At 59.3% G+C, this 22,225-nt stretch carries 18 protein-coding genes, 1 other RNA gene and 1 pseudogene; 1 reads left to right on the top strand and 19 read right to left on the bottom strand.

The annotated features are described in order from the left end of the window. Positions 1 to 6 precede the first annotated feature (6 nt). The gene (locus BSK43_RS18735) at positions 7 to 933 is read right to left on the bottom strand and encodes a D-alanine--D-alanine ligase (RefSeq protein ID WP_077469043.1); all 927 of its coding nucleotides are present in this window, start codon (positions 931 to 933) and stop codon (positions 7 to 9) included. Between the two features lie 299 nt (positions 934 to 1,232). Then, positions 1,233 to 1,919 (bottom strand): aquaporin Z, encoded by a 687-nt coding sequence (aqpZ, locus tag BSK43_RS18730; RefSeq protein WP_077469044.1) that lies wholly within the window; start codon positions 1,917 to 1,919, stop codon positions 1,233 to 1,235. A 255-nt stretch (positions 1,920 to 2,174) separates the two neighbouring features. Here aqpZ and BSK43_RS18725 point away from each other — a divergent pair, with 255 nt between their 5' ends. Then, positions 2,175 to 3,506: an MFS transporter gene (locus tag BSK43_RS18725; protein ID WP_068398409.1), complete on the top strand. Its 1,332-nt coding sequence runs from the start codon at positions 2,175 to 2,177 to the stop codon at positions 3,504 to 3,506. Between the two features lie 89 nt (positions 3,507 to 3,595). Here the strand turns inward: BSK43_RS18725 and murB are convergent, their stop codons facing one another. The 17 genes and pseudogenes from murB to BSK43_RS18640 form a co-directional block, all read right to left on the bottom strand. Further along, positions 3,596 to 4,570 carry a UDP-N-acetylmuramate dehydrogenase gene (gene murB, locus BSK43_RS18720; RefSeq protein ID WP_077469046.1) on the bottom strand — a complete coding sequence of 325 codons (975 nt, stop codon included), beginning with the start codon at positions 4,568 to 4,570 and terminating at the stop codon, positions 3,596 to 3,598. Further along, complete coding sequence (gene murC, locus BSK43_RS18715; RefSeq protein ID WP_077469047.1) at positions 4,567 to 5,982, bottom strand: UDP-N-acetylmuramate--L-alanine ligase; 1,416 nt, start codon at positions 5,980 to 5,982, stop codon at positions 4,567 to 4,569. Before murC ends, murB begins: the two co-directional genes overlap by 4 nt. Beyond that, positions 5,979 to 7,100, bottom strand: a complete 1,122-nt coding sequence (gene murG / locus BSK43_RS18710) for an undecaprenyldiphospho-muramoylpentapeptide beta-N-acetylglucosaminyltransferase (protein WP_077469049.1) — start codon at positions 7,098 to 7,100, stop codon at positions 5,979 to 5,981. The genes murC and murG overlap by 4 nt, the downstream gene beginning before the upstream one ends. A 182-nt stretch (positions 7,101 to 7,282) precedes the next feature. After that, positions 7,283 to 8,437: a putative lipid II flippase FtsW gene (gene ftsW / locus BSK43_RS18705; protein ID WP_077469050.1), complete on the bottom strand. Its 1,155-nt coding sequence runs from the start codon at positions 8,435 to 8,437 to the stop codon at positions 7,283 to 7,285. 1 nt (position 8,438) lies between these two features. Then, positions 8,439 to 9,850 (bottom strand): annotated as a pseudogene (gene murD, locus BSK43_RS18700) (UDP-N-acetylmuramoyl-L-alanine--D-glutamate ligase). A 7-nt stretch (positions 9,851 to 9,857) separates the two neighbouring features. Then, on the bottom strand, positions 9,858 to 10,979 hold the full coding sequence (gene mraY / locus BSK43_RS18695) for a phospho-N-acetylmuramoyl-pentapeptide-transferase (protein ID WP_077469054.1): 1,122 nt from the start codon (positions 10,977 to 10,979) through the stop codon (positions 9,858 to 9,860). Between the two features lie 11 nt (positions 10,980 to 10,990). Beyond that, entirely contained in the window at positions 10,991 to 12,451 is a 1,461-nt protein-coding gene (locus BSK43_RS18690) for a UDP-N-acetylmuramoylalanyl-D-glutamyl-2,6-diaminopimelate--D-alanyl-D-alanine ligase (protein WP_077469055.1), read from the bottom strand. Next, positions 12,448 to 13,911, bottom strand: coding sequence for a UDP-N-acetylmuramoyl-L-alanyl-D-glutamate--2,6-diaminopimelate ligase (locus tag BSK43_RS18685; protein ID WP_077469057.1), 1,464 nt, complete (start codon positions 13,909 to 13,911; stop codon positions 12,448 to 12,450). Before BSK43_RS18685 ends, BSK43_RS18690 begins: the two co-directional genes overlap by 4 nt. 65 nt (positions 13,912 to 13,976) lie before the next feature. Then, positions 13,977 to 15,731, bottom strand: a complete 1,755-nt coding sequence (locus BSK43_RS18680; protein WP_077469059.1) for a penicillin-binding protein 2 — start codon at positions 15,729 to 15,731, stop codon at positions 13,977 to 13,979. Then, the gene (locus BSK43_RS18675) at positions 15,731 to 16,255 is read right to left on the bottom strand and encodes a hypothetical protein (protein WP_077469061.1); all 525 of its coding nucleotides are present in this window, start codon (positions 16,253 to 16,255) and stop codon (positions 15,731 to 15,733) included. The genes BSK43_RS18680 and BSK43_RS18675 overlap by 1 nt, the downstream gene beginning before the upstream one ends. A 1-nt stretch (position 16,256) precedes the next feature. Continuing rightward, positions 16,257 to 17,282, bottom strand: a complete 1,026-nt coding sequence (gene rsmH, locus BSK43_RS18670; protein WP_077469062.1) for a 16S rRNA (cytosine(1402)-N(4))-methyltransferase RsmH — start codon at positions 17,280 to 17,282, stop codon at positions 16,257 to 16,259. Positions 17,283 to 17,296: 14 nt separating this feature from the next. Then, positions 17,297 to 17,737, bottom strand: a complete 441-nt coding sequence (gene mraZ, locus BSK43_RS18665) for a division/cell wall cluster transcriptional repressor MraZ (RefSeq protein ID WP_077469064.1) — start codon at positions 17,735 to 17,737, stop codon at positions 17,297 to 17,299. Positions 17,738 to 18,166: 429 nt separating this feature from the next. Further along, an RNA gene (gene rnpB / locus BSK43_RS18660) (RNase P RNA component class A) lies at positions 18,167 to 18,566 on the bottom strand. Between the two features lie 66 nt (positions 18,567 to 18,632). Further along, positions 18,633 to 19,826 (bottom strand): FAD-binding oxidoreductase, encoded by a 1,194-nt coding sequence (locus tag BSK43_RS18655; RefSeq protein WP_077469065.1) that lies wholly within the window; start codon positions 19,824 to 19,826, stop codon positions 18,633 to 18,635. 82 nt (positions 19,827 to 19,908) lie between these two features. After that, the gene (locus BSK43_RS18650) at positions 19,909 to 20,466 is read right to left on the bottom strand and encodes a transglycosylase SLT domain-containing protein (RefSeq protein ID WP_077469067.1); all 558 of its coding nucleotides are present in this window, start codon (positions 20,464 to 20,466) and stop codon (positions 19,909 to 19,911) included. 266 nt (positions 20,467 to 20,732) lie between these two features. Continuing rightward, entirely contained in the window at positions 20,733 to 21,494 is a 762-nt protein-coding gene (locus tag BSK43_RS18645; RefSeq protein WP_077469069.1) for an N-acetylmuramoyl-L-alanine amidase, read from the bottom strand. Continuing rightward, positions 21,491 to 22,201 (bottom strand): DnaJ family molecular chaperone, encoded by a 711-nt coding sequence (locus BSK43_RS18640; RefSeq protein WP_068398364.1) that lies wholly within the window; start codon positions 22,199 to 22,201, stop codon positions 21,491 to 21,493. Before BSK43_RS18640 ends, BSK43_RS18645 begins: the two co-directional genes overlap by 4 nt. Positions 22,202 to 22,225: the final 24 nt, after the last annotated feature.

Below are 22,225 nucleotides of genomic sequence, written 5' to 3'. Positions count from 1 at the left end.
TGACCGTCAGCGCAAACAAGACGCGTCCTCCACCATCCACCGGAGAAATTCACCAAAAGAGTAGCCGGCATGAGCGGCCATTTCAGGCACCAGCGAGGTAGGGGTCATGCCGGGCTGGGTGTTAACCTCAAGCCAGACAAGTTCACCTTCTTCGGAAAAGCGATCATCGAAACGGAAGTCAGATCGACTGACGCCGCGGCAGCCGATAGCTTCATGCGCCCTTAACGATAATGTTTGTATCTTTTGGTAAAGATTCGGTGAAATTTCCGCCGGGAGGACATGTTTTGATCCACCTTTGGCGTACTTGGCATCATAATCATAGAAGCTGTGGCCGAGCGGCACGATCTCAGTGACCCCGAGAACCTTGCCACCCATAACGCCGCAAGTCAGCTCACGGCCATGAATATAGCGTTCGACGAGCACTTCATCGCCATAACGCCATTCCGAAGAGGTAACGATCTGCGGCGGATGCGTCTGATCTTCCTTGACGATCACGACACCGAAGCTCGATCCTTCGCGCACCGGCTTGACGACATAGGGCGGCTTCATCGGATGTTCGCCGACAATATCGAAACGATCCATGACAACTGAGCCGGCAACCGGAATGCCGGCAGCAGCAGCGACCGTCTTTGCCCGCGACTTATCCATCGCAAGAGCCGAAGCGAGCACGCCGGAATGAGTGTAAGGGATCTGCAGATATTCGAGGATGCCCTGAATGGTACCGTCCTCGCCGAAGGGGCCATGAAGAGCATTGAAGACAACTTCGGGCTTCAGTTCCGCCAAGCGGCTGGCGACGTCATGATCGACATCGACACGGGTGACCTCAAAGCCTTCGGCTTCAAGGGCGTCAGCGCATGCTTTCCCTGAGGAAAGGCTGACAGGCCTTTCCGAGGAAAATCCGCCCAAAAGGACAGCCACATGCTTGCCACCCATCAATACCCCCGGTCTCACGATCTCTGTTTTGCGGTTACTCAGCCTCGCCTAACAGCGATTCTAGCTCCGCTTTCAATAGGCCGATTAGAACGACATTAAGGTTAATGAAGCGTTTACTTTCGTTAACTTTCCGCCGCTCGGCCGACGATCGAATTATTCGAATCAAACCGACTTAAAGAATTCTGCCATTGGAATCAGAGCGTTGCTACTTTTGAAATATCTACATTTAGATTTTTTAAACAAAGAGGCCCGCACCGGACGTCCGATGCGGGCCTGAAAGCATTAAGACGACGCTGATCTCACTCGCTGTCGTCGACCAGTTTCCAGACAAGCCCGCCCAGCGCACCGCCGACGATTGGCGCAACCCAGAACAGCCAAAGCTGCTGCAGCGCCCAGCCACCGACGAACAGGGCCTGCCCTGTCGAACGGGCCGGATTGACAGAGGTGTTGGTGATCGGGATCGAGATCAGGTGGATCAAAGTCAACGTCAGGCCGATGGCGATTGGCGCGAAGCCGGCCGGCACCTTGCTGCTCGTCGAGCCGAGAATCACGACCAGGAAGAACAAGGTCAACACGATCTCGGCCACCAGTGCCGACACGAGCGAATAGCCGCCGGGCGAATGTTCGCCGTAGCCATTTGCGGCAAAGCCACCGAGCTGGAAGTCCGCCTTGCCGCTGGCGATCAGATAGAGCACGGCTGCCGCCACGATGGCACCGACAACCTGTGCCACGATATAAGGAATCAGTTGGCTACCGGGAAAGCGGCCAGCCACAGTCAATCCAACCGACACGGCTGGATTGAAATGCCCTCCCGATATCCCACCGACCGCATAGGCCATGGTCAAGACAGTTAAACCGAACGCGAAAGCAACACCTAGAAAACCGATACCGAGGCTCGGAAATGCGGCGGCGAATATTGCGCTGCCGCAACCGCCGAATACGAGCCAGAACGTCCCAAGAAACTCAGCGATAAGCTTTTTCTGCATGAAACCCTTCTCCTCTGCCCTCAACCGAGGCGAAAATCAGCAGTCCATGAAAAATGGTCCGGAAAAGACCCGCCGGAGACATCCCCACGCCCTGGCAAACGCTCGCCCAATTGCTCGCGAATCAACAATTACGGCTAAATAATAGCATGCAACCGTTGATTTCTTGCGCAGTTGGCGTTTGCGCTGATCAAAAATTACGCTAAGCACAGATTTTAGCCCCTAAGAAACCTTAACGTCATCTAAATTGGTGGGATTATGACTGACGCGATATCGCCTCTATCGCCGACCCCCTCGTCATCGAACAACGCCGCCGCGAATTCTCCGGCGCGTGTTCTGATCGCGAGCCTCATCGGCACAACGATCGAATTCTTCGATTTCTATGTTTATGCAACGGCGGCGGTCATCGTCTTCCCGAAGCTGTTCTTCCCGGCAAGCGATCCGACCTCGGCGACGCTGCAATCCTTCGCGACCTTCTCGATCGCTTTCTTTGCGCGCCCGATCGGAGCGATGATCTTCGGCCATTTCGGTGACCGCATCGGCCGTAAGGCGACGCTTGTCGCCGCCCTGCTCACCATGGGTCTGTCGACCGTCGTGATCGGCCTGCTTCCCACCTACGAATCGATCGGCGTTCTCGCCCCGATATTGCTGGCGCTTTGCCGTCTCGGCCAGGGTCTCGGCCTCGGCGGCGAATGGGGTGGCGCGGTGCTGCTTGCCACGGAGAATGCTCCGGAAGGCAAGCGCAGCTGGTATGCCATGTTCCCGCAGCTCGGCGCACCGATCGGCTTCATCCTCTCGGCAGGCCTTTTCCTGATCCTGCGCGAAAGCATGGCCGATACGGACTTCCTGAGCTTCGGCTGGCGTATCCCGTTCCTGATCAGCATCGTGCTGGTTGCAGTCGGCCTCTATGTCCGTCTGAAGATCACAGAAACCCCGGAATTCCAGCGTGCGATCGAAAAGGAAGAACGCGTTTCCGTTCCGATCGCCGTCATTTTCGGCTCGCACCTCCGCAGCCTTATTCTCGGCACCATCATCGCAGTCGCAACCTTCGTGTTGTTCTACCTGATGACGGCCTTCACGCTGAGCTGGGGCACCCGACCGGTGGGCACCGGCGCACTCCCGGCAGGCCTCGGCTATTCACAGGGTCAGTTCCTCGTCGTCCAGCTCGTCGGCGTTGTCTTCTTCGGCCTGATGATCCCGGTTTCCGGCCTGTTGTCCGACCGTTATTCGCGCCGGCTGGTCCTGATCCTCACGACCATCGGCATCCTCATTTTCGGCCTGTTCTATTCGTCGCTGCTCACCGCCGGCCTTGCGGGCGCGTTTGCCTGCTCGATCATCGGCCTGGCCTTGATGGGCTTCACCTACGGTCCGATCGGCGCTGCCCTGGCCGCGCCCTTCCCGACCACCGTGCGCTATACCGGTGCATCGATGACCTTCAATCTCGGCGGCATCGTCGGCGCGTCCCTGGCGCCTTACATCGCCACATGGCTCGCAACGACCTACGGCCTCGTCTATGTCGGCTACTATCTGGCAGCGGCCGCCCTGCTCTCGCTGATCGGCATCCTGCTGTCGGGCAACGACGAGATTTGAGGAATGTGAAATAACCAATTGAAAAGGCCGGGTTTTGACCCGGCCTTTTTCTTGAATCAATTTGTGAGCTGCGGACGGATCGAAGCGTCTTATTCCGTCGTCACGCCCTGGAAAGGCCGAACCTCGCGGCCGGGCATGAAGTGGCCGAGACGCTTGATTTCCCATTCCAACTTGACACCGGAATGTTCAAAAACCTCGCGGCGAACCTGCTCGCCGAGATATTCGAGATCGTAGCCTGTCGCTTGCTCCATGTTGATCATGAAATTGCAGTGCAATGACGACATCTGTGCACCGCCAATGACGAGACCGCGGCAACCTGCTTCATCGATCAACTTCCACGCCGAAAGACCTTCAGGATTCTTGAAGGTCGATCCGCCGGTCTTTTCGCGAATAGGCTGCACCGTCTCGCGATGCGCGCGTACCGCGTCCATCTCGGCACGGATCTTGGCCTTGTCCTCGGGATAGCCCTCGAACAGAACATGGGTAAAGATCAGATCTTCCGACGCATCGGAATGCCGATAGCTATAGCCCATCTCGGCATTGCTAAGCACGTGCTTCTCGCCCTTGCGGTCGACGGCATGCACCTCGATGAGACGCTCGCGCGTTTCGCCGCCATTGGCGCCGGCATTCATCCGTGCGGCGCCGCCGATTGTCCCCGGAATACCGTAATAGAAATGGAAGCCGCCGATGCTGTTATCCATGGCCATGGCGGCAACGTGCTTGTCCGGGCATATGGCGCCGGCCAAAATACGATTTTCGCCGGCAAGCTCGACGGAGCCGAAGCCCTTGGCGGAAAGTCGAAGCACGACCCCCGGAATACCTCCGTCGCGCACCAACAGATTCGACCCTACGCCAACAACCGTCAGCGGCACTTCTTCCGGAAGGATCTTCAGGAACGCGATCAGATCGTCCGTGTCGTGCGGCTGGAACATCAGCTCCGCCAATCCACCGGCGCGAAACCATGTGACGCGATCCATTGGCGCGTCCGGCGTCAGTCGACCCCTGATATCCTTTACACCGTCGCCGAGCGACGCCAGAAGCTTTTCCCCGTTTACCTGTTTCATGCGGACTTACCCGAGAGGCCTTCCAATTCCTTTGGCAATGACGCTGCCCAATATGTGATACTGCCAGCCCCCAACAAAACCACAAAATCACCCGGTTGCGCAATCTCTGCAACCATGGCGGCAAGATCTTCCTGAGATGATAGATAGCGCGCATCGCGATGGCCGTTGGCCTTGATTCGCGAAACGAGTGCCTGCGAATCAACGCCCTCGATTGGATCCTCACCGGCGGCATAGACGGGCGCCAGGAAAATGCTGTCGGCATCGTTGAAGCAGGCGGCGAATTCCTCGAACAGGCTCGACAGGCGCGTAAATCGATGTGGCTGATGCACCGCGATGACGCGGCCCTTGCAAGCCTCGCGCGCTGCCTTCAGCACCGCCTTGATCTCGACAGGGTGATGTCCGTAATCGTCGAAGATCTTTATACCGTTCCATTCACCGGTAAGCGTGAACCGACGCTTGACTCCGCCGAAGGAGGCCAATCCCTTGGCAATCGCCTCGCTGGAAATGCCGAGCCGATTGGCGACGGCAACTGCCGCTGTCGCATTGGAGATATTGTGGCGCCCAGGCATCGGCATGACGAGATCCTTGATGTGGATCACCTTGCCTGTACGGCGCCTGCGGATCTCGACGTCGAAGAGCGACCGCGTGCCATCGATGCGCACGTTCGAGAAACGCACATCCGCCTGCGGATTTTCACCATAGGTGATGACCTTTCGGTCCTCGATGCGTCCGACCAGCGACTGCACTTCCGGATGGTCGATGCAGAGAACGCCGAAGCCATAGAACGGCACGTTCTCGACGAACTGCCGGAAGGCAGCCCGCACGGCATCGAAATTGCCGTAATGGTCGAGATGTTCCGGATCGATATTGGTGACGACGGCGACATCGGCAGGCAACTTCAGGAAGGTGCCGTCCGATTCGTCGGCCTCGACCACCATCCATTCACCGGCACCCATACGCGCATTTGTGCCATAGGCGTTGATGATGCCGCCATTGATCACTGTGGGATCAAGACCGCCGGCTTCGAGAAGCGTGGCCACAAGCGATGTCGTCGTGGTCTTGCCATGCGTACCGCCAATGGCGATTGCGCTTCTGAAGCGCATGAGTTCGGCCAGCATTTCCGCACGCCGCACCACCGGCAGCAACTTTTCGCGCGCGGCGATGAGTTCCGGATTGTTCTTCTTGATAGCGGTGGAAACGACCACGACTTCGGCGTCGCCGAGATTTTCAGCCTTGTGACCGATATGGACCGGAATGCCCTTGTCGCGCAACCGCTGCACGTTTGCGCTTTCCGATTGATCGGATCCCTGAACACGATGACCGAGGTTATGCAAAACCTCGGCAATGCCGCTCATCCCGATACCGCCGATACCGATAAAATGCACAAGGCCGATTGCCTTCGGCAGCTTCATACGCCTGCCCCCTTGAATTGCTGAATTGAACGTCCGCCGGCAATAGCCTCAACCATGTCGGCGAGCAAGTTTGCCGCATCCGGCTTGCCGGCTTGCTTGGCGGCAGCGGCCATCTTGGCGAGTTTTTCCGGCATCGTCATCGAACCGCGAAGGATCGTCGAAAGCTTCTCCGGCGTCAGCTCCGATTGAACGATGACCTTGACACCACCGGTTGCGGCCAGCGCTGCTGCATTGGCTGCCTGATCGTGATCGAGCGCATGCGGATAAGGCACCAGGATCGCCGGGCGGCCGATGACGGCGAGCTCGGATACGGTCGAAGCACCAGAGCGGCAGAGAACCAGATGCGCAGCGCCGATACGCTCGGCCATATCATTGAAGAACGGCGCGACATCGGCGCCCATCTCCAACCTTCTGGTGCAGCTATTGACCGTCTCCATATCCTCGGGGCGCACCTGCTGCGTGATCCGCAGGCGCTTGCGCAGCGGCTCCTCCAACAGGCTGATGGCCGTCGGAACAGCCTTGGAGAAATATTGGGCACCCTGGCTGCCGCCGAAAACCACCAGATTGAACGGATCGTCCGGCCCCGAAGGCACATAAGGCTGTTTGGCTGCCTCGATGACGGCCGGGCGCACGGGGTTGCCGGTCGTGACAGTCTTCTCCGCAAAAGGTCCGTTGTCTGTCAGAAAGCCGCCGGCAATCGCCCGCACCCGCGTCGCCAGCATCTTGTTGGCGCGGCCCATGACGGCATTCTGCTCATGGAGCATGGACGGCACGCCCATGCGCGTGGCGGCCAGCAAAGGTGGAACAGTCGGATAGCCGCCAAAGCCGACAACGCAAACCGGCTTGATCCTCTGGATCAATTTGCGCGCGGCGCGCATGCCGGTCCACAGCGTCCACAGGGCACGCGCGACCTTCAGGGGATTCTTCGAGCCGATCGTTGCAGACGGCACGACATGGATCTCGTCGGCCGGAAACTTGCCGGCGTAGCGCTCAGCACGGCTGTCGGTGACGAGGTGCACGGAATAGCCGCGCTCCTTCAGCTTATAAGCCAGCGCTTCGGCCGGGAATACATGGCCGCCGGTTCCGCCGGCGGCAAGCAGGACAATGCCTTTACTCATAATTTTCGCTCCCGCGAACACCCCATTACTCGGGGCATCTCCCTAATATAGGAAGTCGCCACCACCGCGTCATCTGCGCGGACCAAACCCTCGTCATAGACCGCCACTCCAGGAAAAGCGACCGGAGATTGCACAGACGACGCGAGGTTTTGGGGATGGAATACAGGCAAATTCAAGACCGTTTACTCCGCGGGCAGTCCATGCGTCACGCGAAACAGGCTGCGATCCTGCGCGCGCTTTTCCGGACGATGGCGCGTCAGGGCCAGAATAAAGCCCGCAGTGACGCAGATCGCTGTCATGGACGAACCGCCATAAGAGATCAACGGCAAGGTCATGCCCTTGGCCGGCAGCAGCTGCAGGTTCACGCCGATATTGATGATCGACTGAATACCGATCTGCAGGACCAGGCCGGCGACGGCAAACCGGTTGAAGTCGTTCTTTTCCTTGTAGGCATGGGATAGGCCGCGAAGGACGAGGACGGCGAAAATGCTGACGAGCACCATGCAGAAGATGACGCCGAATTCCTCGGCCGCCACCGAGAAGATGAAGTCGGTATGGGCGTCCGGGATGATGCGCTTGACGATACCCTCGCCCGGACCGACGCCAAACCAGTTGCCGTGAATGATCGCTTCCTTGGCGGTGTCGACCTGGAACGTATCGCCCTCACCCGTCATGAATTTATTGACGCGCTGCGCCACGTGATCGAAGACATAATAGGCCGCGACAAAGCCACCTGCGCCAAGGCCGCCAAGGACGATGATCCATAGCCAGGGCATGCCGGCCATGAAAAACATGCCGCCCCATACTGCCGTCGTCAGGATCGTCTGACCAAGGTCCGGCTGGGCCACGAGCAGTGCGACGACGATGCCGAAGAGAATGATGGCGAAGAGATTGCCGGGGATCTCTGGCTGGCGCGCATGCTCGGCAAAAAGCCAGGCACAGACGACGACGAAGGCCGGCTTCATGAATTCCGACGGCTGGATCGACAGCGCCGCGATATTGACCCAGCGCCGCGAGCCCTTGACCTCGATGCCGAAGAACAGGGCAAAGAGCATCATCGCCAGTGAAACGACCAGCAGGATGACCGCCGTGCGCCTCACCTGCCGGGGCGTCATGAAGGAAATGCCGATCATCGCCGAAATCGCCGGGATCAGGAACAAGGCGTGGCGCTTGACGAAGTGGAAAGGTTCGAGCCCGATGCGCTCGGCAACCGCGGGCGAGGCCGCGAAGGAGAGCATGAAGCCGATACCGATCAGCAGGATGAAAAGTGCCAGGAAAACACGGTCGATGGTCCAGAACCATTCGGCCAAGGCCCCACGTTCAACGCGGCTTACCATATCATTTGCCTCCAGTTGCTGAACCGATCAGCATGGTGACGCCCTCAATCGCAGCCACATGGCTGACGAACGCGTCACCCCTGACCTCGAAATTCTTATACTGATCGAAGCTTGCGCAGGCCGGTGACAGCATTACCGCTGCGGATGGATGTTCGTCCTTGTCCGCATCGTTAGCTGCGTGCGCGACGGCACGCTCCAGCGTGTCTGAAATCTCGTAAGGCACTTGCTCGCCAAGCGTCGCCGCAAAGGCAGGCGCTGCCTCGCCGATCAGATAGGCTTTGGCGATGCGTGGGAAGAGCGGTGCGAGCGTCGTGATCCCACCTTCCTTTGGCAGGCCGCCTGCGATCCAGTAGATATTCTCGTAGCTCGAAAGCGCCGGTGCGGCTGCATCGGCATTGGTTGCCTTGGAGTCGTTGACGAAGACGACCCGACCGCGCTTGCCGACGGGCTGCATGCGATGCTTGAGACCGGGGAACGATTTCAAACCCGCGCGGATATCGTCGGGAGAAACGCCGACTGCCAGGCATGCGGCAATTGCCGCCGCGGCATTTTGAGCATTATGGCTGCCCCGCAACGTCTGGATTCCGTCGAGATCTGCGATCTCGGTCATTGCTCCGACCGATGCCTGCATGATGCGGCTGCCTTCGGCATAGAGACCATCCGCCAGCGCATGCCGACGGGAAATTCGGGTGACTTTGCTGCCCGCACGCTCAATGCGATCGGCAATCAGCGAAGAATGGCTGTCATCGATACCGACAATGGCGACACCGCTACCGGCAACCAACCTCTCTTTGATATCGGCATAATGCTGCATCGTGCCGTGCCGATCGAGATGATCGGGCGTCAGGTTCAGCAGGATACCGGCGGAAGGATTGAGCGTCGGCGCCAGATCGATCTGGTAGGAAGAGCATTCGACGACATAGAAGCGACCAGCCTTTGGCGGGTCGAGCGTCAGAATGGCCGTGCCGATATTGCCGCCAAGCTGCGTGTCGCGGCCGCTCGATTGCAGGATATGGGCAATCAGCGCCGTCGTCGTCGATTTGCCGTTGGTGCCGGTGATCGCGATGAACGGGCAGTCCGGCGCATGCGCGCGACGCTCCCTCACGAACAGCTCGACATCGCCTATGACTCGACGCCGGCAGCACGGGCAAGATCCACCGTCCAGTGCGGCTTCGGATGCGTCAGCGGCACGCCGGGCGACAAGACGAAAACCGATAGTCCGCTCCAGTCGATGGTTCTGAGATCGGCGACCGCTATTCCTTCCGCAGCCGCCTTGGCCACGCTGTCCGGATTGTCATCCCAGGCCGTGACCTCGGCGCCGCCCGCGACCAGCGCACGCGCCGTCGCAAAGCCGGAGCCGCCGAGGCCGAAAAGGGCGACCTTTTTTCCTTTTAGCGTGGTGATCGGGATCATCGACGCCTCACCGCAGCTTCAGGGTGGAGAGGCCGACCATGGCCAAGATGACCGCAACGATCCAGAACCGCACGACAACTTGACTCTCCGTCCAACCCTTCTTTTCGAAATGATGGTGGATCGGCGCCATCAGGAAGACGCGGCGTCTGGTCAGCTTGAAAAAGCCGACCTGGATGATGACTGAAAGCGCCTCAAGCACGAACAGACCGCCAATGATCGCCATAACGATCTCGTGCTTGGTGGCGACGGCAACCGAGCCGATCAGGCCGCCCAGCGCCAGCGAGCCGGTGTCACCCATGAAGATAGCAGCCGGCGGCGCATTGAACCAGAGAAAGCCGAGACCCGCACCGATAACTGCGCCGAGAACCACCGCCAACTCGCCCGTACCCGGCACGAAATTGATCGCCAGATAATCGGCGAAGACAAAGTTGCCGGCAAGATAAGCAATGACGCCGAAGGAAGCGGCCGCGATCATGACAGGCACGATCGCAAGCCCATCAAGACCATCCGTCAGGTTGACAGCATTACCGGCCGCGACGATGACGAAAGCGCCGAAGAACACGAAGAACATGCCGAGATTAAGCAGCAGGCTCTTGAAGAAGGGGAAGGCGATCGATGAGCCGAAGGTCGAGCCGGCAGGTCCGGAGGACAGCGCCGTGGTCATCATGAAATACACAGCGATAGCCGCGATGACGAATTCGATGCCGAGACGCGCGCGGCCGGAAAATCCCTTGTCGCTCTGCTTCGTCACCTTGAGATAGTCGTCGTAGAAACCGATTGCACCGAAGCCGAGGGTCACCAGCAAGGTGGCGACGACATAGACATTGGCAAGGTCGGCCCACAACAGCGACGAGACGACGATCCCCGCAAGGATCATCAGACCGCCCATGGTCGGTGTGCCGGCTTTCTTGAAGTGAGTCTGCGGACCGTCCGCGCGGATCGGCTGTCCCTTGCCCTGACGTACGCGTAGGGAGGAGATGATTCGCGGCCCGAAGAGGAAAACGATGAACGCAGACGTGAAGAGAGCGCCGCCGGTACGGAACGTGATGTATCTGAACAGATTGAGAAATCTGAAATGAGTACTGAAAAAATGAATATGGTCCGACAGTTCGGCTAGCCAGATCAGCATGCGAGCCCTTTCTAAAGCCCCTGATGGGTGTGAGTGCCCGTGTCGGAAAATGCGGGAAACTTGTCAAGCAAGCCCGCAACGATCTTTCCAAACCCCATTCCCAGCGACGATTTCACCATCAACACGTCGCCAGGGGCGACAGTATTGAGCGCAAATACCGAGAGTTCCTCCGTCGTCTCCCGATATTCGACATGAACACTTTCCGGCAGCTCATCCCTTAAAGCCGCCATCTCCGGACCCGCCAACCAGACATGCTCGATCCCGGCCGCCAGAAGCGGTCCGGCAAGGTTTGCATGTACACGCTGGGCATAATCCCCCATTTCCAACATATCGCCGAGAACAGCGATCCGCCTGCCCGTGCGACCACCGAAACCCGCATTCGGCGATGTCGTCGCCAGCAGCGCGATAGCCGCGCGCATGGATGCAGGATTGGCATTGTAGCTTTCGTCGATCAGCGTGAAGTAGCCGTTGCCGATCGCGCGCTTATGGCGCTGTCCCCTGCCCTTTTCCGGCTGCAGGTCTGCAAGCGCATCGATAGCCTTGTCGAGATCGGCCTCCACGAGCATGATAGCGCCGAGGACGGCAAGCGCGTTTTCGGCAATGTGACGGCCCGGTGCGCCGATTGCCACTTCCATGGTCTCGCCACCGATGGTCAGCCACAGCGTCGAATTTTCTTCCGAAGCGTTGAATTCAGCGAGACGAACATCGGCCTTGGCGTGCTGGCCGAAGCTGTGAATATGCTCGATACCGGCCGCAACCGCTGCCCGCTCCAGCATCTCGAACTGATCATTGTCGTGGTTGAGAATGGCATGACCGCCCGGCACGACGCCGTCAAAAATCTCCGCCTTGGCGGCTGCGATCTCCGTGATGCTGTTGAAATTGCCGAGATGCGCCGGTGCGATCGTGGTGATGATCGCCACATGCGGCTGCACCATCTTGACCAGAGGCCTGATTTCCTCGGGATGGTTCATGCCGATTTCGAAAACACCGAAGTCAGTATCCTCCGGCATGCGCGCAAGCGTCAGCGGAACACCCCAGTGATTGTTGAACGAGGCAACGGAGGCATGAACTTTACCCGAGGGTTCAAGCGTACGCCGCAGCATCTCCTTCGTCGTCGTCTTGCCGACGGAGCCGGTGACGGCAATGATCTTGGCCTGCGTCCGCTGACGGGCCGCGACGCCCAGCCGCGCCAGAGCCGCCAAGACATCCTCGACGACGACCTTCGGTACGGCCAGGCTGCCCATGGCCGGCAAACGCGCTTCGCTGATCACGATGAAGGCCGCGCCATTCGCCATGGCGATATTGGCATAGTCATGGCCGTCGACACGATCGCCCTTGATGGCAAAGAAAGCCTCGCCCGGCTTGATGGAACGACTGTCTATGGAAATGCCCGTAATGCCCTGAGGCAGCGTTCCTATGAAGCGGCCCGAGATTGCGGTGATCAGATCCTCAGTAGTCCATAGCCAGTTCAAGACTTCAATTCCTCCAATGCTTTGCGCAGTTCGGCGTGGTCCGAGAAAGGCAGCGTCACGCTGCCGATCGTCTGACCTTCCTCATGCCCCTTGCCGGCAACAATCAACGTATCGCCGGATTTTAGCATGCCGACCGCCTTGCGGATCGCCTCGGCACGATCGCCGATCTCCGTGGCGCAGGCAGCCGCAGCCATGATCTCCGCACGGATCGCAGCCGGATCTTCCGAACGCGGATTGTCATCGGTAACCACGACGACATCGGCGAGACGGCAGGCAATTTCGCCCATGATCGGGCGCTTGCCACGATCTCGGTCGCCACCGCAGCCAAAAACAACGATCACCCTGCCCGTCGTGAACGGCCGCACCGAATTCAGAACGTTTTCCAGTGCGTCCGGCTTGTGAGCATAGTCGACATAGGCCAAAGCGCCGTCGTGCGTATGGCCGACGAGCTCCAGACGCCCGGATGCACCGACAAGTTTCTCGAGCGCCGCCATCGCAACCGATGCAGCGACACCCGTTGAAATGGCAAGACCAGCCGCAACAAGCGCATTAGCGACCTGGAAGTCACCGGCCAGCGGAATATGGATCTCGAAAATCTCATCGCCGAAATGCACTTCGGCAATCTGCTTGTGGCGGAAATGCTCGACGCGCTTCAGTGTCAGAAAATCACCCTTGCGCCCGACCGTGCGCACATCCTGCCCGGCGTCGCGAGCGGCGGCAATCGCTTGGGCCGACCAGGCATCATCGGCAAAAATCACTGCGGGCGAGCCCTTCGGCAACAAATCCCTGAACAGCCGCATCTTCGCGGCCATGTAGTCCTCGACCGTTGGATGGTAGTCCATGTGGTCGCGACCGAGATTGGTGAAGGAAGCTGCGGCAAGCCTGACGCCGTCGAGGCGGAATTGATCGAGGCCGTGGCTGGATGCCTCCATGGCCGCGTGGGTCACGCCTTCATCGGCAAGTTCGGCAAGCAGTTCGTGCAGCGATGCCGGATCCGGCGTCGTCAGCGAACCATATTCATTGCGGATTGGTGAAACGACACCTGTCGTGCCGATCATTGCCGCCGGGTGACCGGCAAAAGCCCAGATCTGCCGCGTGAACGACGCGACGGAGGTCTTGCCGGCTGTGCCGGTTACCGCGACCATGGTTTCCGGCTGTCGCCCATAGAAGTGTGAGGCAGCTATCGCCAGAAAGCGGCGCGGCTCAGAAACCGATAGCAACGGCGCACCATTTACGGCGGCTCCGGCACCGGCGACGATAACGGAAGCTCCGCGTGAGATCGCATCGGCGATGAAGCTCGCGCCGTTTGCCTTCGTACCGGCGACGGCGACAAAGGCCATGCCCGGCGAGACGTTACGGCTGTCGGCGGAAATGCCGTTTATTTCGAGATCGCCAAGCGCTCCGCCAACCTGTGTGTTGATTTCCGGAAATCCATCTCCGGCGATATCCCGCAGTTTCATCGACTATACTTTTCGCTTTTGATCGACCCACCCTCTCGCGAATCGACCCGTGTATTCTTCCACGCTTAATAAGACGCCAGCAAGGCCGAGTCATCTTTTCCAAAACTGGGCTGCACCCCGAGAATCGGCGCCGAGCGGGCGACGATATCACGGGCGATCGGCAAGGCTGTGTATGCTGAAATCGTCCCGCCGCCGCGCTCGCCGCTCTTCGGCTCGTCAATAAAGGTCATGACGATGTATTGGGGATTGTCGATCGGAAACACCGCCATGAAGGTATTGAAGTTCAGCGTATTGGAATATCGGCCGTTGACCACCTTATCGGCCGTGCCAGTCTTGCTGCCGACATTGTAGCCGGGAACGCGGGCGTTACGACCCGAGCCCCTGGTGCCGTTGAATTCGAGCAGGTAGCGGATGTCATCGCTGGTGCTCTTCTTGACGACCATTCTGGCGATTGCGTCAGCCTGGTCGCGCGTGCGCGGCAGGAAGGTCGGCTCGATCAGCTTACCGCCATTGACGAGTGCCGCTCCCGCGACCGCTGTCTGCAGAGGTGTCGTGGAGACACCGTGACCGAAGGAGATCGTGATAGAATTGATCTTCTTCCAGACCCGTGGCTGCGACGGCATTTTCACCTCGGGCAATTCGGTCTGCATTTTCGAGAGCAGGCCGATGCGGGTGAGGAATTCCTTGTGACCATCGATACCGACGATATCGGCGATCTTGGCCGTGCCGATGTTCGAGGAGTACTGGAAAATTTCAGGAACGGTCAAAACGCGACGCTGGCCGTGGAAATCCTTGATGGTAAATCCGCCGATGCGGATCGGATTGGTGGCGTCAAAGGCATCGCGCAACGTCACCTTGCCGTCGTCGAGCGCCATGGCCATGGTGAAGGTCTTGAAGGTCGACCCCATTTCGAACGTGCCGTTCGTCATGCGGTTGAGCCAGCCTTCCGTGGCGCCTTCGTTGGGGTAGTTCGGATCGAAGTCGGGCGCCGAAGCCATGCCGAGAACCTCGCCCGTGTGGACGTCGAGTATCGCCGCGCCTGCACCCTTTGCCTGGAAATTCTTGACGGCGTTGACGACGGCATCGCGGACGATGCCCTGCACACGCAGATCGATCGAAAGCTTCACCGGCTGGAGGGGCTGGCTGTTGGTCATACCGGCGGCAGCAAGGTCGGCAAGTCCCTGATCGTCGATATATTTCTCCATGCCGGAAACACCGCGATTGTCGATGTTTACGTAGCCGAGAATATGGGGGGCGGTAGAGCCGCCCGGATAGAAGCGACGCTTCTCGGGGCGGAAGCCGATGCCGGGAATACCGAGCGCCAGAATCTGGCTCTGCTGCTTCGGCGTGAGCTGCCGGCGGAGCCAGGCAAAATGCGAGGTCTTGGCGGAAAGTTTCTTGTAGGTGGATTTCGCATCGAGATCCGGCAGAACCGTACGCAACTCCTCGACGGCTTCATCGGCGTCGATGATCTTGTTCGGCTCGGCAAACAGCGAGACGGTACGGATGTCGGTCGCCAACAGCGCGCCATTGCGGTCGACAATGTCAGGGCGCGAGGCCATCAGACGATCCGGCGGCAGGATGCTGGATGTGGTCTCCGGTGGCGTCATGGCGAACTGGGCGAGCCGGCCACCGATCACGCAATAGATGGCGATAAAGCTGCCCACCAACAGAACGACGCGGCTTCTGGCCTGATTGGATTTACGCTTGCGAGCCCCTTCGAACGTCGAACGGGAAGAGCGATCGTTCGGCCGATTGTTGCCGTCGGTGGAGAAGTGCGCCTTGCTCTTCAAGATCATGATGCGGGAGAGAAAAGACATTATTCCTCCACCGATCCGGTTGCGATATTGTCGACATCTGGCTTCTTGCGCTTGGCCAAAGCAGGCGACTTGGGTCGTGGCGCAGGGGCGGCTGCCACATCGGCGATAGCCTTCCTGATCTCCGCATCGGTCGTGTCACCGTTTTTCGATGCCACAACGGTATTGCCCTTGGAGCCGGTTGGCTTGCCGGTCTTGGCGCCATCCTTCGCATCCGCCACGATCGGCGGCGGCACCTGCGAGCGCAGCATCGGTAGCTCGCTTGGCTGAACGATCGCCGTCGAGAGGGTCGGCTGCAATTGAAGCTCGTTGCTGTAATTGTTGACGAGACGCTCGAGACGGTTCGGCTGCGAGACGAGCGCCCAGTCCGCCTTGAGGAGTTCGATCGTGTCCTTCTCAAGCTTGATATCGGCCTCGAGGCGATGAACCTCTTCCAGCTTCAGCTCGGCTCGGTGCTTGATCGTATAGGTCACGCTGGCCATCGCCGTCATGACGCCAATCAGCACGATGTCAAAAGTCTTCAGCATTTCACCCCCCGAGCTTTCCGAGACTGGCGAGATTGGGCAGATCGAAGATAGAAAGATCTGCAATCTCCGCCGGCGCCAACGTGCGAACCCCCGCCCGCAATTTGGCTGAGCGTGCGCGCGGATTGACCTCCGCCTCGGCATCGCTCGCAGAAATCATCGACTTGCCGACCGGCTCGAAAGTCGCCGGCCGCTCAGTTACAACAGGCATATGACGCGATCCGACGGCCCGGCCGGAGCGATCCGCAAAGAACTTCTTGACGATCCGGTCTTCCAGCGAATGAAAGGTCACAACGACGAGGCGGCCACCCGGCTTGAGCGCACGCTCGGCTGCAAACAGCGCCTGCGCCAACTCGCCAAGCTCATCATTGACGAAGATGCGCAGGGCCTGGAAAACCCGTGTGGCGGGATGGATCTTGTCCTTGGCCTTGCGCGGCGTCACGACCTCGATCAGACCGGCCAGATCGCGGGTGGTAACGAAAGGAGCCTCGGCGCGGCGCTTCTCGATCGCATGGGCGATGCGCGGCGCCTGTTTTTCCTCTCCCAGAAACACGAAGATGCGAATGAGATCGGCAAGCTTGGCGCGGTTGACGACATCGGCTGCCGAGACGCCGTTCGCTGACATGCGCATGTCGAGCGGCCCATTCTTGTTGAAGGAAAAACCGCGCTCCGCTTCATCGATCTGCATGGAGGAGACGCCGATATCGAGCACGACACCATCAAGCCCACCTTCCGGAGCATGATCTGCAAGCTGCGAAAACTGCGACTGAATGAGCTTAAGCCGGCCTGCATGGGCAGCGACAAGCGCCTGCCCCGCCGCAATCGCCGTCGGATCGCGATCAAGCGCGATCACATCGGCACCACCAGCCAGAATGGCCGAGGTATAACCGCCGGCCCCGAAGGTTCCGTCAAGAATGACCTTGCCTGGCACTGGGGCCAGCGCCTCAATCACTTCGGAAAGAAGAACCGGAATGTGGCGAACCGGTCCGCCATCGGCATCAGTAGAACCTCCGCCTGAATTCGCCGCCATTCCGTTTCCCCGCTCTATTCCGAGCGCCTGCCCGCCAGCCTGCGCTCCTCTCGTGCCTGCGCCTGCAAGGCCAGGAAAGCCTCCGGTCGCCATAATTGAAAATGATCCGCCCGTCCGACGAATGTCACATCGCCTGATATGCCGGTGAAGTCGCGGATGAAATCCGTAATCATCAACCGACCTTCCGCATCGAGCTTCACAAAGACCCCGCCCCCATGAATGAGGAGCGACATCTGGTTCGCCGCCGGCGAAAAAGGATCGTCCGCAGCAATCTGCCGCTCGAAACGATCGAGCAGATCGAGGCCGCCGACGCTGATCGCCGGGAACACAAAATCCTGGAAACAATAAAGCTCCTGGATATTGCGTTCGGCCAGCACGGAACGAAACGCCGCAGGCACGGAAACCCGCCCCTTGGCATCGATCCGGTTGGTCGCATTCGACAGGAAGCGGTTCATGACGCGAAACACCCGTCCCCCATGTTCCGCGAGCAATCATTCGCCCGCAGACACAGCCAAAATCGGACACAGCTTCGCAAGCCGAAAGAGCGAACACCCCTTCGACACCCCCGGAACGGGAGCAATCATGGCTTTGCGATGATTGGGCTCTGATTTGCCCGTATGCAGTGTTCTTTTGGGATACCATGGGACCATATGGGCGTCAATGGGATGAAGCCGCATCAGGCGCGGCCACAGCTTGAATATTCATAAGCCGTTAAGTTTAACGAAAGGTTAGGAATGCCTTCAGCCGACGTCCCGAAACGGATTGTTTTCACAGGCGAAAACTCTCACCGGCAATCGTTGGAAACCCCGGAAATCCAGGGCGTCCAAGCGCCCTCGGAAATATTTTCGGAGAGCAGAAAACGCCTTGTTGAAAGAGCGTGTTGATTTGCCAGTTGGCCTGTAAGCCGGGTTCTGTATGGCTCCGGCCGAAACCGGAACGTGGCAGCCATTCATCTGGGACGGCGCTTGCGCGACGCCTCTTGCAACCCACCCGGATGACCGGCCCGGAAACGGGCTGGAGCGCTTGCGCGCCCCGCGTCATCCCTATTCGGTTTTGCTCCCGGTGGGGTTTTCCGTGCCGTCGCTGTTTCCAGAGACGCGGTGGGCTCTTACCCCACCCTTTCACCCTTACCCGATCCTGAGACCGGGCGGTTTGCTTTCTGTGGCACTTTCCCTGAGGTTGCCCTCGCCGGACGTTATCCGGCACCGTGTTTCCGTGGAGCCCGGACTTTCCTCACCTCATCGTCTTTCGACATTGATGAAGCGCGGCTGCCCGGCCAACTGGCACTGGCTCATTAACCGAGACGGCTGGCAATTGCCACCGAAATATGTGGCGCCGCAGCGCTCGACATCAATTACGGAAATGCGCAGAGAAATCCGTGCTGTAGCCTTCGTCCTTGATTCGACCTTCAAGCAACAGCTCCGCTCCCAGCCGTCCGATCTCGTCCGAGCTCTTCGCGGCCGTGCCGCAACCGCCCGTCAAGACCGCAATACGCGGCGACGACGTGTAGCCGATCATCGGGTAGCCTGATGGAGAGTAGGAAACCGCGCAGGAATTGGTGAAGGCGGGCGGGCGGACAACGCTTGGAACGAGATCGTGGAATATCCGCACCAGATGCTCGCGTGCCTTGTCGCGACCGGCTGTGCGGAACCAGCTGCGCAATTCAGCTTCGGTTTCGAACTGCAGGTCATCCGGATCGCCGCCGATCTTGATGTAGTATTTGCCATCCGGGTAGAGGATCGGCGGCAGCATGTAGATGCTGTCGACGTCATCAGGCCTTACCGATATCAGCGACGGCATGCCGGAAAGTGCCTCTGCCTCTCCCTCGCTCACCTCGAAAAAGGTGACCGTGCGGCCATAAACCTTCATCTCAACAGGTCGCGGCAAGAGATTCTCGGCAATGGAGAATCCGCCGGCAGCCAGCAGCAACTTCTCCGCGCTGAATGTCGAGCCCTCTGCGGTGGTAACAACCGCCAGGCCATTCTCGTCGCGGATCGACTGGGCCGTCTGCTTGATGACCCGTGCTCCCGCCTTTTCCGCCAGCAGGGATTGCGCCTTCACCAGCCGCCGTGGGCTGATATGGCCGGCGCCGTGAGGCTCATAGACCCCTTCGCTTGCGGGTGCGAACGAGAAAAACGGAAACTTGGCCTGGAGCCCGGCATCGTCGAAAATCTCGGACTGAACGCCCAGCCGCCCTGCAGCGTCAACGACGTCACCGACATAATCATTGTCGCCGCCCCGCTTCGGTCCTGCCACCAGGCAACCGACGGGAGCATAGAACTGGATGCCGCTATCCCGTTCGATTTCCGCATAACGGCTGATCGAACGGTTCGCGAGGCGAGCCCAATCGGTATCGGGATCAATGGTGCGGGTAATGCGGCCTTCGTCATAGTGGCTGCCGAAGACGCCCTGATGGCTGGCGCGATCCTCGGGCTCGTCCGGCCCGATAACCGCAATGCCATCCGTTTGCCTCGCGAGATGACGGGCAGCAGCAGCTCCCATCATGCCCCGGCCGACGACGATGAATCTGAAATCCGCTGCCATGCTATGTCCCTCGCAAATCACTGCGGGTTCGATAACATGGAAAACAAGGCCACCCTACGCGCAATGCGGATAGGATCGCATGTCAATCCAGAAGCGCCAAGACCTTGCCGCAATAGCGCTTCGAGATCGGGTTCATCCGCGTCGCGCCATGGCCGGCATTGTATTTGAGGATGGTATTGCAGGTAGCACCGCCACCGAGATTCTGCGCCATGGCGAGATATTTCATGCCGAACTTGATGTTCGTCTCGGGATCGTAGAGCCCCTTGGTGCGCCCCGAATAGCCCATCAGCCGGGCAGTCGCCGGCTTGATCTGCATCAGGCCGATTTCTCCAGCGCTCCCGCGCGTCTTTGCATTGAAATTGCTTTCAATCTGGATGACCGCGGTCGCCAATTCAACCGCCACGCCATTCTGCTTGGCATATTTGGCAATCAGTGCGGAGTAGCCATTCTGCCGGACGAAGGAATTTTCTACCTGCCGTAATTCGGCGGGAACATTCGGGACCGGAAAGCCGGTGGTGCGGCTGACGGTCTTGAGCGGAACCGTTCGCTGCTTCGCATCACGCTGGCCTGCGAAGGCAGAATCATTCCCTACGAGCAGCACGCCAACGCATGCTGCAGCCGCAACAATCAAATTTTTCATGTAGTCTTTTGTCTCCAGGCGCGGGACCGCGGACAGCTTCAAGCCGTCACGTCCGGCTGGAGGCAAAAAGAGCCGCCGGAGTGCACAGTCCCCATTAGTCGTTACGACCACGCGACACACAAAACCAAACTGCGCGGCCGCCGTTTAGCGAGCGTGGTTAGACCAGTGCAATGCGGAGATAATAGGGAAATGATGTGGCGCAGCAGGGGGTTACGCGGTTTTCGACTTATAGCCGGCTATGGATATTGCCGCCCTCGGCCACTTTCTTATGAGAAACGAGGCAATGCCGACAGAAGGCGGTGAAGCGTATCGATCGTCGAAAAATCGGCGATACCGTCGACGCGTTCAGGACGGAAATGGCGCTGGAAAGCCTCCACTTCTCCCTTCAGCTTTTCCGAGAATTCGCCTGTGATTTCAGTTCCGTACCCATAGAGCGACAGCATGGACTGCAGGGCCTCGATAGGCTGCCCTACATCCCCCTTCTGGAAAAACCGTCCGCCCGTGATCGGCGTCGGTTCCACCCAGTGCCCGACACCTGCCGCAGCCAGCCGAGCCCAAGGAAATTTCTCGCCCGGATCGACCTTGCGTACAGGGGCGACATCGGAGTGTCCAAGCACCCGTTCAGGCGCGATTGCCCAGCGTTGGCCGCAATCGCGACACAGTTCGATGACCGCTTCGATCTGCGCATCAGGGAATTCAGGCAGCCCGCCGGGATGGCCGGCATTGGCGATTTCAATGCCGATCGACAGCGAGTTTATATCAGCCTCGCCGTGCCATGCGCTCTTGCCTGCATGCCAGGCGCGGCGCTCTTCCGGCACGAGCTGCATGACCCGCCCGTCCTCGAAGATGAAATAATGGCTCGATACCTGGCTCTCGCTCCGACAGAGCCAATCCAGAGCACCTTCCGCAGTTCCCATGCCGGTGTAATGCAGAAGGATGATCTCGGGTTTGCGCCCATCCTGCCGCTCGCCATGGTTCGGCGACGGCTGTACCTTGGCGCCCGCAAAGTCGGCCGGGAATGCACTCATGCCGCGCGGCGTTCTTTCTCGATCTCGGCGTAAGCCGCATTCAGGGCCGCCATGCGCTCATTGGCTATGGCCTGGAACTCTTCCGGCACGCCGCGCGAATAGAGGCGGTCTGGATGGTTCTCATAGACGAGACCATGATACCGGCGACGGATCGTCGGAAAATCGTCCTGACGCGATACGCCCAGCACCCTGTAGGGGTCACGGCCACCGGCAATCACGTGGCGAGCCATGATCTGGTCGAACCGCTCTTCGCTCATATGGAATATCTGGGCGACATGCTGCAGGAAGGCCATCTCACTTTCGTGGATCAGCCCGTCGGCCTTGGCGATATGGAACAGACCGTCGAGCACGTCTTCCAGTACCGGGCAATCCTTGGTGCAGGTCTCGCAAAGGGTCGAGAGCCGCTCCGCATAGGCCTCGTAGCCAGCCACATCCTGCCGAGCAAGATTGTAAAGCCGGGCAACGTTTTTGGCCTGATCCGGCGGGAACTCGAAGATCTCGCGAAACGCATTGACCTCCTTTTCCGTCACCACGCCGTCTGCCTTCGCCATCTTGGCAGAAAGCGCGATGATTGCGACGGAAAATGCCACTTTGCGGCGCGTTTCAGGATCACCCTCGAACACGGTGCGAATAGCTTCGACCACCGCCGACAGGGCATTGCCGGCAGTGCTACCGATAGCATTCAGCAATTTTTCCCAAAACGACATATATAGTCCAAACGGCTCCGTAAA

Origin of the sequence: Rhizobium sp. P44RR-XXIV, from assembly GCF_001999485.2 — a bacterium.
Classification (GTDB): domain Bacteria; phylum Pseudomonadota; class Alphaproteobacteria; order Rhizobiales; family Rhizobiaceae; genus Rhizobium.
The sequence above is the reverse complement of the archived record's forward strand: the minus strand, read 5'-3'. Positions and strand labels throughout refer to the sequence as shown.

Coding starts and splice junctions, on each gene's coding strand:
- rsmH (WP_077469062.1), bottom strand. CDS start 17,282: ATGGCGGCGAATTCAGGCGGAGGTTCTACTGATGCCGATGGCGGACCG.
- mraZ (WP_077469064.1), bottom strand. CDS start 17,737: ATGAACCGCTTCCTGTCGAATGCGACCAACCGGATCGATGCCAAGGGG.
- BSK43_RS18640 (WP_068398364.1), bottom strand. CDS start 22,201: ATGTCGTTTTGGGAAAAATTGCTGAATGCTATCGGTAGCACTGCCGGC.
- murB (WP_077469046.1), bottom strand. CDS start 4,570: ATGAAACAGGTAAACGGGGAAAAGCTTCTGGCGTCGCTCGGCGACGGT.
- aqpZ (WP_077469044.1), bottom strand. CDS start 1,919: ATGCAGAAAAAGCTTATCGCTGAGTTTCTTGGGACGTTCTGGCTCGTA.
- murG (WP_077469049.1), bottom strand. CDS start 7,100: ATGAGTAAAGGCATTGTCCTGCTTGCCGCCGGCGGAACCGGCGGCCAT.
- BSK43_RS18650 (WP_077469067.1), bottom strand. CDS start 20,466: ATGAAAAATTTGATTGTTGCGGCTGCAGCATGCGTTGGCGTGCTGCTC.
- BSK43_RS18685 (WP_077469057.1), bottom strand. CDS start 13,911: ATGAAACTGCGGGATATCGCCGGAGATGGATTTCCGGAAATCAACACA.
- BSK43_RS18675 (WP_077469061.1), bottom strand. CDS start 16,255: ATGCTGAAGACTTTTGACATCGTGCTGATTGGCGTCATGACGGCGATG.
- BSK43_RS18655 (WP_077469065.1), bottom strand. CDS start 19,826: ATGGCAGCGGATTTCAGATTCATCGTCGTCGGCCGGGGCATGATGGGA.
- BSK43_RS18645 (WP_077469069.1), bottom strand. CDS start 21,494: ATGAGTGCATTCCCGGCCGACTTTGCGGGCGCCAAGGTACAGCCGTCG.
- BSK43_RS18735 (WP_077469043.1), bottom strand. CDS start 933: ATGGGTGGCAAGCATGTGGCTGTCCTTTTGGGCGGATTTTCCTCGGAA.
- murC (WP_077469047.1), bottom strand. CDS start 5,982: ATGAAGCTGCCGAAGGCAATCGGCCTTGTGCATTTTATCGGTATCGGC.
- ftsW (WP_077469050.1), bottom strand. CDS start 8,437: ATGGTAAGCCGCGTTGAACGTGGGGCCTTGGCCGAATGGTTCTGGACC.
- BSK43_RS18725 (WP_068398409.1), top strand. CDS start 2,175: ATGACTGACGCGATATCGCCTCTATCGCCGACCCCCTCGTCATCGAAC.
- mraY (WP_077469054.1), bottom strand. CDS start 10,979: ATGCTGATCTGGCTAGCCGAACTGTCGGACCATATTCATTTTTTCAGT.
- BSK43_RS18680 (WP_077469059.1), bottom strand. CDS start 15,731: ATGTCTTTTCTCTCCCGCATCATGATCTTGAAGAGCAAGGCGCACTTC.